Origin of the sequence: Blautia wexlerae (assembly GCF_013300825.1) — a bacterium.
Lineage (GTDB): Bacteria > Bacillota > Clostridia > Lachnospirales > Lachnospiraceae > Blautia_A > Blautia_A wexlerae_B.
The window spans coordinates 111,775-126,833 of record NZ_JAAIMY010000002.1; the positions used below are offsets into that span (position 1 = coordinate 111,775).

At 41.6% G+C, this 15,059-nt stretch carries 9 protein-coding genes; 8 read left to right on the forward strand and 1 reads right to left on the reverse strand.

The window, feature by feature from the left end:
* The first annotated feature begins 3 nt into the window (after nt 1-3).
* The 8 genes from G4417_RS01995 to G4417_RS02030 all read left to right on the forward strand — a co-directional run bounded on the left by G4417_RS01995 (nt 4) and on the right by G4417_RS02030 (nt 12,546).
* A complete protein-coding gene (locus G4417_RS01995) occupies nt 4-2,952 on the forward strand; it encodes a response regulator (protein WP_173682453.1) in 2,949 nt (982 codons plus the stop codon).
* Between the two features lie 86 nt (nt 2,953-3,038).
* Nucleotides 3,039-3,926, forward strand: a complete 888-nt coding sequence (locus G4417_RS02000; RefSeq protein WP_173682454.1) for a putative ABC transporter permease — start codon at nt 3,039-3,041, stop codon at nt 3,924-3,926.
* A gap of 25 nt (nt 3,927-3,951) precedes the next feature.
* The gene (recQ, locus tag G4417_RS02005) at nt 3,952-5,826 is read left to right on the forward strand and encodes a DNA helicase RecQ (RefSeq protein ID WP_173682455.1); all 1,875 of its coding nucleotides are present in this window, start codon (nt 3,952-3,954) and stop codon (nt 5,824-5,826) included.
* A gap of 51 nt (nt 5,827-5,877) precedes the next feature.
* Nucleotides 5,878-7,179 (forward strand): serine hydrolase, encoded by a 1,302-nt coding sequence (locus G4417_RS17245; protein ID WP_173682456.1) that lies wholly within the window; start codon nt 5,878-5,880, stop codon nt 7,177-7,179.
* Between the two features lie 116 nt (nt 7,180-7,295).
* Nucleotides 7,296-8,456, forward strand: coding sequence for a M20 metallopeptidase family protein (locus G4417_RS02015; protein WP_173682457.1), 1,161 nt, complete (start codon nt 7,296-7,298; stop codon nt 8,454-8,456).
* 426 nt (nt 8,457-8,882) lie between these two features.
* The gene (locus G4417_RS02020; protein WP_026650331.1) at nt 8,883-10,673 is read left to right on the forward strand and encodes a flavin reductase; all 1,791 of its coding nucleotides are present in this window, start codon (nt 8,883-8,885) and stop codon (nt 10,671-10,673) included.
* A 260-nt stretch (nt 10,674-10,933) separates the two neighbouring features.
* A complete protein-coding gene (locus G4417_RS02025) occupies nt 10,934-11,578 on the forward strand; it encodes an AAA family ATPase (RefSeq protein WP_173682458.1) in 645 nt (214 codons plus the stop codon).
* Nucleotides 11,579-11,643: 65 nt separating this feature from the next.
* Entirely contained in the window at nt 11,644-12,546 is a 903-nt protein-coding gene (locus G4417_RS02030; RefSeq protein WP_022381354.1) for a LysR family transcriptional regulator, read from the forward strand.
* Between the two features lie 86 nt (nt 12,547-12,632).
* Here the strand turns inward: G4417_RS02030 and G4417_RS02035 are convergent, their stop codons facing one another.
* Nucleotides 12,633-15,008, reverse strand: coding sequence for a phosphoketolase (locus G4417_RS02035; protein ID WP_173682459.1), 2,376 nt, complete (start codon nt 15,006-15,008; stop codon nt 12,633-12,635).
* Between the last annotated feature and the right edge of the window lie 51 nt (nt 15,009-15,059).

The window sequence follows — 15,059 nt, forward strand, 5'->3', positions numbered from 1 at the left end:
AGAATGGATGTTAAGAATCATAATACAAACAGAAAGAAACGGGTTGTGAGAAAACGATGGAATGCAGCAGTTCTTATTGCCCTATTTGTTGGAATCCTTTTGACTGTTTTCCAATATTTGGGGTTTGTATCGAAGACTGTTTATGAGGAAAGTGTTTCTCACCTGACAGAAATTTTTCATCAGTCTGATAATATGCTAAGTGAGCTGACAAATAAGAATCTGACTTATCTCCATATATGGGGGGAATATTTGCAGAACACTTCCGATGAAAGTGAAATTCGTGAGTATATAGAGAAAGCACAGGAAGATGCAGGCTTTTTAGATTTTTATTTCCTGTCAGCGGACGGGAACTATAAGATGGCAACAGGTGAAACCGGGTATCTGGGATTGCAGGAAAATATTGAAGATGAGATCCGGCAGGGAAATGATGTGATAACCAATGCAACGGTTCCCGGAAAATCCCAGCTCCTTGTTTTTGCTACTCCCAGGCCTCATGGAAGTTATCAGGGCTTTGAATATGATGCCATTGCCATTGCCTATGAAAACTCTGATATCGTAAATGTGCTGAATATTTCTGCTTTCAATGGAAATGCCCAGAGTTATGTGGTTCATCCGGATGGCCGTGTTGTTGTGGATCATTCTTCTGAGGCATGGGGAGAGGTGTATAATTTCTTTGGGATTCTGAGAGAACATTCCAATATGTCTGAAAAAGAGATCCTTAAACTTTCAGAAGAGTTTAAGGAAGGACATACAGATGCAATGCTGATAAATCTGGATGGAGAGGATTACTATCTGGTCTATGAGAAATCCAAACCTCAGGACTGGATCTTTCTGGGACTTGTCCAGGCTGATATCGTCAATGCAAGTATGAATGTTCTGCAGCGTAGCACTGTGCTGCTTGTAAGTGCAGTAGCGGTGTGTATTGCCGGTCTTTTTATTGGAATTATTCTCCGGAAAAACAGGGTAAACCTGAAGAGAAAGGATACGGAGATCCTGTACAGGGACGAATTGTTTCAAAAGCTGTCAATGAATGTAGATGACGTTTTCCTGATGCTGGATGCAAAAACATATCAGGCAGATTACGTCAGTCCCAATGTGGAAAAACTGCTGGGAATTACAGTAGAACAGATTCGTAAAGATATTTGTGTCCTTGGGAAACTGCATCCCGGGGACGTTGAAGATCCGGAGAAGAAGTATCTGGAAGAAATCCAGGTTCATGAGCAGCAGGAATGGGATCTTGAATATGTTCATCAGAAAACAGGAGAACACCGCTGGTTTCATAACGTTGCAATGGGCAGCGAGGTAAACGGGAAAAAGAAATATATCCTGGTTCTGTCAGATCGTACCTCTGACAGAAAAATGAATCAGGCCCTTTCTGAGGCGGTCCGCGCTGCGGAGACTGCAAACAAGGCAAAGAGCACCTTTCTTTCCAATATGTCTCACGATATCCGGACACCAATGAATGCGATTATTGGTTTTACCACACTGGCTGTAAGCAACATTGATGATAAAGAAAGGGTTCGGGATTATCTGGGTAAGATTCTTTCCTCCAGTAATCATCTGCTCTCACTGATCAATGATATCCTGGATATGAGCCGTATTGAGAGCGGGAAAATCCATCTGGAAGAGACGGAAGTCAGTCTGTCAGAGGTTCTTCATGATCTGAAAACCATTATCAGCGGACAGATCCATGCGAAACAGTTAGAGCTTTACATGGATGTCATGGATGTTACCAATGAGGATGTTTATTGCGACAAGACCAGGCTGAATCAGGTGCTGCTGAATCTTTTATCCAATGCGATCAAGTTTACTCCTGCAGGCGGAACCGTTTCTGTCCGGCTGAGAGAGTATCCGGGTACACAGAGAGGCTGTGAACTGTACGAAATCCGGGTAAAGGATAACGGAATCGGCATGAGTCAGAAATTTGTGCAGAAGATCTTTTCTCCTTTTGAGAGAGAGCGGACTTCCACTGTAAGCAGGACTCAGGGTACAGGACTGGGCATGGCCATTACCAAAAACATCGTGGATATGATGGGCGGAACCATTGAGGTTCAGACAGAACAGGGCAAAGGTACTGAATTTATTATCCGTCTGCCATTGCGGATTCAGCCTGAGAACCACCGTATAGAGAAAATCGCAGAGCTGGAAGGCCTGAAGGCATTGGTAGTAGACGATGATTTCAATACCTGTGACAGTGTGACTAAGATGCTTGTAAAGGTTGGAATGCGTTCGGAATGGACACTTTCCGGCAAGGAGGCTATTCTCCGTGCACGGCAGTCTGTGGAAATGGGAGATGCATTCCATGCTTATATCATTGACTGGCGTCTTCCGGATATGAACGGCATTGAAGTTACCCGTCAGATCCGCAGTCTTGGTGATGATACGCCGATCATTATCCTGACTGCTTACGACTGGTCAGATATTGAAGTGGAAGCCAGGGCAGCAGGGGTGACTGCGTTCTGTGCCAAACCTATGTTTATGTCGGATATCAGAGAGACTCTGATGGCTGCAATCGGCCAGAAACAGGCTGAGACAGAGGATAATATCCTTCCGGCAGCAGATTTAGATTTCAGAGGCAGGCGCATACTGCTTGTGGAAGATAATGAACTGAACAGTGAAATTGCAGTAGAGCTCCTTAGTGAATATGGTTTTCGGGTTGATACAGCGGAAGATGGAGCAGAGGCTGTGGAGAAAGTTAAGAATTCAACACCAGGTGATTATGACCTGGTGCTTATGGATGTGCAGATGCCTGTAATGAATGGATATGAGGCTACTGAGCAGATCCGTTCACTGGATGATCCTTCACTGGCGGGAATCACGATCCTTGCCATGACTGCCAATGCTTTTGACGAAGACAGAAAGAAAGCACTGGCATGTGGTATGAATGGATTCTTATCCAAACCAATTGTTATAGAGGAACTGATCAGTACATTACAAAACAGTCTGGGGTAAGTTTAACTGAATCAGGTAAGTTTTCTGTTTGAACTGTGATAATGGGATATGAAAAGTGGTTTGATGAAAATAAGGAGGAGCAACGAATGATTTGTGGAATGACGTATTTTCAGATATGTCTGTATTTTCTTATTTATTCTTTTGGCGGCTGGGTTGTTGAAGTTATTTTTCATGCAGTAGCCTTGGGAAAGGTCATAAACAGAGGTTTCCTGAATGGACCGGTCTGCCCGGTATATGGATTTGGGGTGCTTTCTGTTTTTGCTCTGCTCAATACAATTCAGGGTAATGGGCATCAGATGAGTGATGGAATGATTTTTGTGTTTGGGATTGTTCTGGCAACGGCGGTGGAACTGGTTGCAGGCTGGCTGCTGGATGTGTGTTTCCACGCAAGATGGTGGGATTATTCAGATAAACCTTTCAATTTTCATGGCTACATTTGCCTGGAGTTTTCTCTGATCTGGGGACTGGCTATCGTTATGGTAGTAAAAGTTTTCCAGAAGTATGTAGAGGCACATGCGTCACATACACCTGCAACCTGGGAATGGATTGTGATAGCAGTTTTGTATGCTGTGTATCTGACAGATTTTATTGTGACGGTAGCAGTGATACAGGGATTAAATAAAAAGCTTACCAGACTGGATAAGGTTCGCTCAGATCTGAGAATTGTAAGTGATAAACTGAGTGATACACTGGCTACGACTACGATTGGCACAGCACAGAAAGTGGGAGAAGGAAAGGTTCAGGCAACTCTTGCAGCAGCAGAACTGCGTGATGCAACTGCAGCACAGCGAGAAAAATCTATCGAAATGCTTCGCATAAAAAGAGCGGAGCTTCAGGCTCAGTTTGATGAACTGTCCAGCTCTATTACCAATCATACCGTTGTCGGGCAGGGGCGTATCATCAAGGCATTTCCGAAGATGCAGCACAGAGACTATTCCGAACTGATTCAGGATCTGAAAAAGAAATTAAAATAGATTAAAATGCAGAGGGAGGATTCAGGTGAACAGACAGGCAGTACAAACCTTAAAGACTTATTTTGGATATGATACATTCAGAGAAGGGCAGGAGAGTGTTGTGGAGTCCATTCTGGAACACCGGGATGTGCTTGCAATCATGCCGACAGGAGCTGGAAAATCCATCTGTTATCAGGTACCGGCGTTGATAATGCCTGGGATCACAATTGTGATTTCTCCATTGATATCATTGATGCAGGATCAGGTAAAGGCATTGAATGAAGCGGGAATCCATGCTGCTTTTATTAACTCTTCACTGACAGAAAATCAGATCAGCAAGGCGTTGTATCTGGCAGCAGGGGGACGATATAAGATTATCTATGTTGCACCGGAGCGTCTGGAAAATTATGAGTTTCTGGAATTTGCCAGACATGTGAAGATTTCCATGGTGACAGTGGATGAGGCACATTGCATTTCCCAGTGGGGACAGGATTTCAGACCAAGCTATGTCAAAATTGTAGATTTTGTAAAAAATCTTCCCGGTCGTCCGATCGTCAGTGCTTTTACCGCAACTGCAACAGAGGAAGTAAAGAACGACATTCTCTGTACTTTAAATCTGGAAGATCCGAAAGTAGTGATCACCGGGTTTGATAGAAAGAATTTATATTACAGCGTGGAAAATATCCGGCGAAAAGACGATTTTGTGATGGATTACATAGACAGACATCCAACAGAGAGCGGGATTATTTACTGCTCTACAAGAAAAAATGTGGACAATCTTTTTGAACTGCTTTTCCAAAAAGGAGTTGCTGTTACCAGATATCATGCAGGACTGAATAATGAAACCAGAAAAAAGAATCAGGATGATTTCATTTATGACAGAACTCCTGTTATTATTGCAACAAATGCATTTGGAATGGGGATTGATAAATCCAATGTGAGATATGTGATCCATTACAATATGCCGCAGAGTATGGAGAATTATTATCAGGAGGCAGGACGTGCAGGGCGTGACGGAGAGAATTCCCAGTGCGTTCTATTGTTTTCTGCACAGGATGTTATGATCGATCGAATGCTTCTGGATAACAAAGATTTTTCAGATGTGGATGAAGAGGATGAATTTTTCATTCGTCAGCGGGATATACGAAGGCTTCAGATCATGGAAGGATATTGTAAAACAACAGGATGTCTGCGAAATTATATTCTGGAGTATTTCGGTGAAAAGACCTTCGGTCCCTGTGATAATTGTGGAAATTGTCACAGAGAATACCATGAGACAGATATGACCAGAGAGGCGAAGTGGGTAGTGAACTGTGTGGCTGAGACGAGAGGAAGATATGGACTGACAATTGTGCTTGGTACTCTGCTGGGGGCTAAGAGAGCCCGGCTGAGGGAGCTTGGAACAGATAAGTATAAATCTTATGGGGCATTGAATGATCACAGTGAGGCAGAACTCAGGGCACTGATCAGCCAGATGACTGAGATGGGATATCTCTATCAGACACAGGAACGTTACAGTGTGCTGAAACTGGGCAATATTTCTCCGCTAAGAGATGAAAATACTCACGTGATCATGCGTACTTACGAGGAAAAAGAACCGGATAAAAAGAAAAAGCCCCAGAAATCTGTCAGAAAACGCAGTACAGATGCGCTTACGGCAGCAGGTTACGATTTATTTGAAGCCCTGCGGAAACTTCGTCTGGAAATTGCAAAAGAGGAAGCCATGCCTCCATATATCGTGTTCAGTGATAAGACGCTGATAGATATGTGCATCAAATGTCCATCAAATGAAGAAGAAATGCTGGAGGTTTCCGGTGTGGGCGAGAATAAGCTAAAGAAATACGGTCAGAGATTTCTGGAAGAAATACAGAAGTTCTGCCTGGAACGTCCGAATGCTATATTGAGTATGAAAGAAGAATAAGACAAATGTGAATGTTTACCGGAATATCTGAAAGAATGGAGAACATAAAAGGTGAGAAGGAAGATACAAAAGAAAAAGCATATTTTTATTTTGGTAATTGCTGTAATCTGTTTGCTGGGGATTTCAATACAGGTACAGGCTGCCGGAAATAGAATCTCTGTAAAGGTAAACGAAAGTGAAAAAGCAGTTCTGGAAAAAACAGAAGATTCATGGCAGTTTACAACCGGCGATGAAGAAAAGGATAAACAGATATTATCTTCAAAGGTACTATATCTGCGGGTTCCAAAGAAAAAAGAATTAGTGACCGGATATTATACCTTTAATTCCAGAGGAGTTCTTGATACAAGAAAAACTTTCCATGCTCTTGATACGAAAATCGGTGATTTACGTTTCAAAGGAAAATATTATTTTGGAGAGAAAAACGGTCGTTTATGGATGAATAAACCGGGATGGACACAGATAAAAAAGAAACAATATTACCTGTCAAAAACCGGTCGTATGTATGTAAACAGATGGGTAAAAGGATATTATGTTAAAGAAGATGGTCAGATAGCGAAAAATATGCAGACTCCGGATGGAAGCTATGTGGATTGTGACGGGCATAAATGTACAAAAGAAGAAATATCTCTGAGCAGCCTGAAGAAACAGCTTGTTTCAATGATCAGCGGATATAGTGGAAAATGGTCTGTTTATGTAAAAAACCTGGAAACAGGAGATGTAATTTCCATCAATGATACAGCAATGAAGCCGGCCAGTGTGATTAAATTGTTTACAATGGCAGCAACTTATGACAGTATTAAAAACGGAAGGATAAAAAAGAACAGTACGGTAAGTCGTCTTTTGACAAATATGATCACAGTCAGTGACAACGAATCATTTAATGAACTGGTAAGAAGGAATAGTTCCTATAGAAGCTTTACAAATGGATGCAGCGTGATTAACAGATATCTTAAAAAAGCGGGATGCACAAAAACAGGATGTCACAGCAGTCTTCATCCTTCAGCATCTTCTTTTACATGGGACGGACATTCAAATATGACTTCTGCAAAAGATGCAGGGCTGATCCTTGAAAAGATTTATAAAGGCGAATGTGTATCGGCAAAATACTCAAAAGAAATGTTGAATCTGCTGTTACATCAGACAAGAACATGGAAAATCCCGGCAGGTCTTCCTTCCGGAATAAAATGTGCAAATAAGACAGGCGAAAATGACAGCTGTCAGAATGATGTGGCAATTGTTTATGGCAAAAAGACAACATATATTGTATGTATTTTTTCACAAACATATGAAGGAAGCGGTGTAAGCGGAATCAGAGCACTTTCTTCAAAGATTTACAGAGCATTGAACAATTAGCACAACAGATAGTCTGGAAAATGTTCAAAATAAAAGCAGGTGATTTACTTGACTTGGTTAAATGACAGATATATTTGATCATCGTAAGTATTAATAAAAATATTACAGGAGGCTATATGAATATTCGACATTATACAGAGGAATTGCTCAGTCTCAGGCGTCACTTTCACCAGCATCCTGAGTTGGCACTTCAGGAGGTAAAAACTTCTGCGTTTATCCGGATATATCTGGAAAAACTGGGATATGAGATTACTCCTGTGGAACCTACGGGTCTTATAGCGGAACTTCCATCCCTGAAAATCAGGAAAAGACTGATAGTCCTCAGAGCAGAGATGGATGCATTGCCTATACAGGAACAGACAGAACTTCCTTATGCATCTGTGAATCAGGGGTGTATGCATGCCTGTGGCCATGATTTTATTATTGCGTCAGCTTTGATTCTTGCAAAGATCGTGGCAGAAGAACAGAGGAATTTTCCGGTAAGGATTCGTTTTCTTTTTGAACCTGCAGAGGAAATCGGCGAGGGAGCAAAAAGGATGATTCAGGCTGGAGCACTGGAGAATCCCAAAGCAGATGCATTTCTTATGTTTCATTATGCGACAGATATGACTTTGGGAATGGCAGTGCACCAGGGACAGGCTTCTTCCATGATCAACAGTATGCAGATTCATGTTCATGGAAAATCCAGTCACTGGTGTGAAGCGGATAAGGGGATTGATGCAATTTATGCAGCTGCTCAAGTGATAAGTGCCATTCATGATCTGAATGAAAGTTTTAGAAAACAGCATCCGGATGCAGGAAAATATATTGTGGGTACGGGTACGATCCATGGCGGTGAATATACGAATATTATTGCAGACCATGTGGTATTAAACGGAAATATACGCGCAGTTCATGAAGAAACTTACATGGCACTTGAGCACGAGCTGGAGAGAAATCTGCAGGAAATTGAAAAGCAGACTGGCACACAGATCCGTATGGAATTTCCAAAAGATCCGATATATGCGTTTGCCAATGATGAGGAACTTACAGAGACAGCAAAGGTAGTGGGTGCAGAAGTATTCGGGGATAAATTTGTTCTGGAAGGAGAAGATGAGTTGTTTCTTTCCGGTGACAACGCATACAGATATTTTAGAGAAACTAGAGGACTTTTCACAGTATTTCTTGCGGGAATACCAGGAGAGAATCATCCTTTGCATCATCCGAAATTTCAATTGGATGAGAGAATACTGCCGTACAGCGTGGAGACATTGTATAAGATTATAACTACATTATGAGTATTGCAATTTGGGGAAATAATGAATTGTGATGTGGTTCAGCAGAGCATGAAATTCTACTGAACTGGATTAATATATTATTTACGCAGATTGCTATAGAGGGAAAGTAAGCAGGATGGATAATTTGTATCTGTTCTGCTGTTTTTTGAGTATACTCGTAATAATTTCAGAGAATACTGTAAATTAACCAAATTAAGTAAGCCCTGTTTCAATTGAGGATATCCACCTGACTCTATGAAAAATCTCATAAATAAATGAAAAAAATTACCAAAAGGACTTGAAAATTGGATTAAAATAGTATAATATAAAAACATAAACAAATTAAGAATGCATAACAACTATAACTGATTAACGTTGAGTGACAGCAGATTGCTGAATAGTAACGGACAGACGATATACTATAAAGAAAGAATTGAGGGCAGAAATATGAAGATTACAGATACCATTAAATATGTCGGAGTGAATGACCATCAGGTAGATTTATTTGAGGGACAGTATGCAGTGCCAAACGGAATGGCATATAATTCCTATGTGATTCTGGATGACAAGGTTGCAGTTATGGATACTGTAGATGCCAATTTCAAACATGAATGGCTGGATAATCTTGAACAGGCACTGGGCGGACGTAAGCCGGACTATCTGATCGTTCAGCATATGGAGCCTGACCATGCAGCAAATGTAGCGAACTTTCTGGAAGTATATCCCGGCACTACAGTAGTAGCCAATGCGAAGACATTTGTAATGATCAAGAATTTCTTCGGACTGGATCTGGAAGGGCAGAAACTGGAAGTAGAGAATGGTTCTACACTGAGTCTGGGAAATCATAATCTTACTTTTGTATTTGCGCCAATGGTACACTGGCCGGAGGTTATGGTGACTTATGACAGTACAGATAAAGTTCTTTTTTCAGCAGATGGATTTGGTAAGTTCGGTGCTCTGGATGTGGAAGAAAACTGGGATGATGAAGCAAGAAGATACTTTATTGGTATTGTTGGTAAATATGGCGCACAGGTACAGAGACTTCTGAAAGTAGCAGCTACTCTGGATATTCAGATCATCTGTCCGTTACATGGTCCGGTACTTACAGAAAATCTGGGACATTATATCAGCCTCTATGATACCTGGTCCTCTTACACACCGGAGGAAGAAGGAATCGTAGTTGCATATACTTCTGTATACGGACATACCAAAGAAGCAGTCAATCAGTTTGTGGAGAAATTAAAAAGCAAGGGATGTCCGAAGGTAGTTGTTTATGATCTGGCAAGAGATGATATGTCTCAGGCACTCAGTGATGCATTCCGTTACAGTAAGCTGGTACTGGCAACAACTACCTATAATGCAGGAATCTATCCGTTTATGAATGACTTTATTACCCGTCTGGCAGAGCATAATTTCCAGAACCGCACAGTGGGCCTTATTGAAAACGGTTCCTGGGCACCTCTGGCAGCAAAAGTAATGAAAAATATGCTTTCTGAATGTAAGAAGATCAACTGGCTGGACACCACAGTGAAGATCATGTCCGCAGTCAATCAGGAAAACAGAGATCAGATGGAAGCGATGGCTTCCGAGCTTTGTAAGGAATATATTGCAAAGAATGATGAACTGGCAAATAAAAATGATATGACAGCATTATTCCGCATTGGTTATGGTCTCTATGTAGTGACATCAAATGACGGTAAAAAGGATAACGGACTGATCGTCAATACAGTTACCCAGCTGACAGACTCTCCGTTCCGCGTTGCAGTTAATATCAATAAGACAAATTATTCTCACCATGTTATCAAGCAGACAGGGGTGATGAATGTAAACTGTCTCTCTGTAGAAGCTCCGTTCTCTGTATTTGAACAGTTTGGTTTCCAGAGTGGAAGAAGCGTGGATAAATTTGCGGGACAGAAGGTGAATCGTTCTGATAACGGACTGATATTCTTGGACAAATATATCAACGCATTTATGTCCCTGAAAGTAGAGCAGTATGTAGATCTGGGAACTCACGGAATGTTCATCTGCAGTGTGACAGAAGCCCGCGTGGTAAGTGACCAGGAGACAATGAGCTACACCTATTATCAGAAAAATGTAAAACCGAAACCTGAAACAGAAGGTAAGAAAGGATTTGTATGTAAAGTCTGCGGATATATCTACGAAGGTGATGAACTTCCGGAAGATTATATCTGCCCACTGTGTAAACATGGTGCTGTAGACTTCGAACCGATTGGATGAAAGATTTCTCTTGTTAAACTGCTAAAGAGTGACATTCTGTTATATGAATAATTGTTGAGATTTCAGAGTGATCTGATTGATAAAATAAAAAATAGAGATTGTCAGTGGTTATTAAATAGCTGGCAATCTCTATTTTGCTCCAGTATTAATAGAAACATTATGGAATGTAAAGAAATTTTGATAGACGAATTCAATAACAATATGTTACACTTTATAAAAGTTAGAGTTTAATATATCAAATATAAAGGGAAGTGTGTCTATTGAAACAAATTAAAAAGAAACTTCCAATAGGAATAGAAAATTTTGCAAAGCTTCAGGCGGAAGATTTCTACTATGTAGATAAAACGATGCTTATCAAAGAACTTCTGGATAATTGGGCGGAGGTGAATCTGTTTACACGTCCGAGAAGATTTGGTAAAACACTGAATATGAGTATGCTGAAAGCATTTTTTGAATTAAACAGTGATAAGAATTGCTTTAGAGACACAAGAATTTCCAGAGAAGTTTATCTTTGCGAACAATACATGGGAAAGTTCCCTGTGATTTTTATTTCCCTGAAGAGTATCAGCGCGCAAACTTATGAAAAAGCCTGTGATATGGCAATACAGATTGTAAATGGTGAGGCGCGTAGATTCCAGTATTTATTGGACAGTGAACGTTTGACGGAATATGATAAGGATGCGTTCAAATCATTGCTTCTGTCGGATATGAAGGAATCTGTTCTGTGCAGCAGTTTGAGGATTCTGTCAGAACTTCTGGAGAAACATCATGGTCAGAAAGTTATCTTATTGATTGATGAATATGATGTGCCTCTGGCGAAAGCATTTGAAAAAGGATGGAATGCGGACAATTATCAAATATGGAATTGCGTGTTATCAAAAAGATTGTTATGTTATATTGGGTGATTAGCACAAATTCAGTACATTACGAATCATGCGGAAGTATAAGGCAATGACAGACGGAGAACAGAATGAACGCAAATTTTGAATATTATAAAGTTTTTTATTACGTATCAAAATATGAGAATCTGACAAAGGCAGCATCAGTATTAAAGACCAGCCAGCCGGCTGTGACCAGGACGATACATAATCTGGAAAATATATTAGGGTGCAGACTGTTTACCAGAAGCAAAAGTGGCATGAAACTGACTCCTGAGGGAAAGATTTTCTATCAGTATGTAGCAGCAGGCTGTGCTCAGTTTTTCAAAGCCGAGGATAATCTTAATAATCTGATCAGCCTTGAGAACGGGACCATTTATATCAGTGCAACAGAGACAGCATTGCACTGTTATTTGTTCGAGGCAGTCAGAGACTTTAATATTCAATACCCGAATGTGCATTTTAAAATTCTTAATAACAGCACTACAGATTCTGTAAATGCCTTAAAAGAGGGTAAAGTAGATCTTGCAGTTGTATCTGCTTCTTTACAGTTAGCAGAGCCACTGAAAATGAAAGTAGTGCGAAAGTATAGGGAAATTCTGATCGGAGGCAGTCGTTTTGCGGAGCTGAAGGGGAGGAAGACTTCGTTGGAGGAACTTTCAGCCTATCCATGGATCAGCCTGACTTCCGAGGCAATCAGCAGGAGATTTTTGAATGAGTATTTTTCAAAAAATGGACTGCAGTTTTCGCCGGATGTAGAGCTGGCGACTACAGATATGATTCTCCCGGCAGTACGGTATAATATGGGAATCGGATTCCTGCCAGAAGAATTTGCCGGAGATGATCTGGAATCCGGAAAGGTTTTTGAGATAGATGTAAATGAAACACTTCCGGAGAGAAGCATTATTCTGATCCATGATACAGAATATCCTCAAAGTATTGCATCTAAAGCATTCCAGAAGTTTTTGGCAGAACGGAAAGAACAGAACCGCTGAAATAGAAAAGTCATCAGGAAATCCACATGATGTGAATCCTGATGACTTATTATATTTATAAGGAATTTATCATCTGTTAGACGGATTTATTTATGCCACTCCCAGTTTCGAATCTCTTCCAGATCCTGGCCATATTCAGCAATATACTGTTTGTGCTCAACAAGCTTGTCATTCATCTTCTGGATTAAGAAGGAACCTTTGTTTCCAAGCTGTGGAAGATGCATGATGGCATCCTTTACAAGATTGAAACGGTCAATCTGGTTCTGTACACGCATATCGAATGGTGTAGTAATAGTACCTTCTTCCTGATATCCGTGAACAGAGATATTGTGGTTGTGACGCTCATAAGTAAGCTCATGGATCAGTGTTGGATATCCATGGAATGCAAAGATGACAGGTTTATCTTTTGTGAAGATTGCATCATATTCTGCGTCACTTAAGCCGTGTGGATGTTTGTGGTCGGATTCCAGTTTGAACAGGTCCACAACATTAACAACACGAATCTTAAGTTCCGGCATTTCATCACGAAGGATAGTAACTGCAGCCATAATCTCAAGTGTAGGTGTATCACCGCAGCAGGCCATAACAACATCTGGTTCTTCACCACAGTCATTGCTTGCCCACTCCCAGATACCGATACCCTGTGTGCAGTGCTTAACAGCCTGCTCCATGGTCAGCCACTGGCAGCTTGGATGTTTGGAAGCTACAATTGCATTGACATAGTTCTTACTCTTGATGCAGTGATCGAAGCAGGAGAGTAAGCAGTTAGCGTCCGGTGGTAAGTACATACGAACTACGTCTGCTTTCTTATTGGCAATGTGATCCAGGAATCCAGGATCCTGATGAGTAAATCCGTTGTGGTCCTGCTGCCATACGTTGGATGTCAGGATGAAGTTCAGGGATGCGATGGGCTGTCTCCAGGAAAGCTGATTGCAAACTTTCAGCCATTTTGCATGCTGGGCTGCCATGGAGTCAACGATACGGATGAAAGCTTCATAGCTTGCGAAGAAGCCATGACGACCTGTTAACAGGTAACCTTCCAGCCATCCTTCACACATATGCTCACTGAGCATACTGTCCATAATACGTCCGTCTCTTGCGAGGCAGTCATCAGTATCAAGCATTTCTGCGTTCCAGTCACGTTTCTGATATTCAAATACTTTGTACAGACGGTTGGACATGCTTTCATCTGGTCCAAAGATACGGAAGTTCTTGTTTTCTTCATTCAGTTTGAAGATGTCGCGGATGTATCCGCCAAGCTCGATCATATCCTGAGCTTTTGTTTTGCCAGGCTGTACTTCAATACCATAATCGCGGAAGTCCGGAAGACGAAGATCTTTCAGAAGAAGTCCGCCATTTGCATGTGGGTTGGCACCGAGACGTGCATTTCCCTTAGGAGCCAGTTCAGCCAGTTCAGGGATCAGGCGTCCGTTTTTGTCAAACAGTTCCTGAGGACGATAGCTTTCCAGCCACTCCTTCAGAAGTTCAAGATGTTCCGGTTTTTCCATAGTGATCGGAACCTGATGAGCACGGAAAGAACCTTCAATCTGAAGTCCGTCAACAACCTTAGGACCTGTCCATCCCTTAGGGGTACGAAGGATGATCATTGGCCATACCGGACGTTCCGGATCATTGTTCTCACGGGCGTTCTTCTGGATCGCTTTGATTTCTTCGATCACTGTGTCCATTGTTTCAGCCATCTTCTTGTGCATTGTCATTGGGTCGTCACCTTCAACGAAATATGGTTTCCAGCCACAGCCCTTGAAGAAGCATTCAAGTTCTTCATGAGAAAGACGGGAGAAGATAGTCGGGTTGCTGATCTTATATCCATTTAAGTGAAGAATAGGAAGTACAGCACCGTCTGTGATCGGGTTCAGGAATTTGTTGGACTGCCAGGATGTCGCCAGAGGACCAGTCTCAGCTTCACCATCACCTACAACAGTAGTTGCAATCAGATCCGGGTTGTCAAATACAGCTCCGAAAGCATGAGCGATGGAGTAACCAAGCTCGCCACCTTCATTAATGGAACCAGGTGTCTCCGGTGCGCAGTGGCTTGGGACTCCGCATGGGAAGGAGAACTGTTTGAACATTTTCTTCATACCTTCCTCATCCTGGCTGATGTTAGGATAAACTTCGCTGTAGGAACCTTCCAGATAGGTGTTGGCGATCATGAAGTTTCCGCCATGTCCAGGACCGGAAAGCAGGATCATATCAAGGTCATAACGTTTGATGACACGGTTGCAGTGTGCATAAACGAAATTCTGTCCCGGTACAGTTCCCCAGTGACCAACAATTTTTTTCTTGATCTGATCCATAGTTAATGGCTCTCTCAGAAGCGGATTGTCAAGAAGATAGAGCTGTCCGGCAGACAGATAGTTAGCTGCACGCCAGTAAGCATCGATTTTGTCAAGCATTTCCTGATTTAAAGGCTGCTTTTCCAGACATAATTTGTTATCTTCCATTTTCTTACCTCTTTCTTTGTCTTTGATGTGTATAACTTAAGATGTTGAAGA

Coding starts and splice junctions, on each gene's coding strand:
- G4417_RS01995 (WP_173682453.1), top strand. CDS start 4: ATGGATGTTAAGAATCATAATACAAACAGAAAGAAACGGGTTGTGAGA.
- G4417_RS02000 (WP_173682454.1), top strand. CDS start 3,039: ATGATTTGTGGAATGACGTATTTTCAGATATGTCTGTATTTTCTTATT.
- G4417_RS02015 (WP_173682457.1), top strand. CDS start 7,296: ATGAATATTCGACATTATACAGAGGAATTGCTCAGTCTCAGGCGTCAC.
- G4417_RS02020 (WP_026650331.1), top strand. CDS start 8,883: ATGAAGATTACAGATACCATTAAATATGTCGGAGTGAATGACCATCAG.
- G4417_RS02030 (WP_022381354.1), top strand. CDS start 11,644: ATGAACGCAAATTTTGAATATTATAAAGTTTTTTATTACGTATCAAAA.
- G4417_RS02035 (WP_173682459.1), bottom strand. CDS start 15,008: ATGGAAGATAACAAATTATGTCTGGAAAAGCAGCCTTTAAATCAGGAA.